The following is a 278-nucleotide window of genomic DNA, read 5'->3' as shown; positions in this document are numbered from 1 at the left end:
GACCGAAGCCGTGCCAGTGGTCATTCGGCTTCAGCATCCAGTCCTCGCGCGAACCGATGCCTTCTTCCGACAGGTCGTCCGGACCCCACACGCTGAAGAACCAGTCGTCGCCGTATTCGGCATCGACCTTGCGCATCGCGCGGCGGAAGTCGATCGCCTCGGCGATCGATTCCTCGACGAGCGCGGTGCCGCCCGGCGGCTCCATCATCGCGGCCGCGACGTCGCACGACGCGATGATCGCGTACTGCGGGCTCGTCGACGTGTGCATCAGGTACGCC

1 pseudogene is annotated in these 278 nt (G+C 66.5%); it reads right to left on the bottom strand.

The features are described 5' to 3' along the window. Nucleotides 1-278: pseudogene (locus tag R0J88_RS19755) on the bottom strand (lysine decarboxylase); the annotation flags it as partial.

It is taken from the genome of Pseudoalteromonas sp. SIMBA_162 (assembly GCF_046535955.1).
GTDB classification, from domain to species: Bacteria; Pseudomonadota; Gammaproteobacteria; order Enterobacterales; family Alteromonadaceae; genus Pseudoalteromonas; species Pseudoalteromonas marina.
Note: the sequence above shows the minus strand (reverse complement) of the source record. Positions and strands in the feature narration are given on the sequence as shown.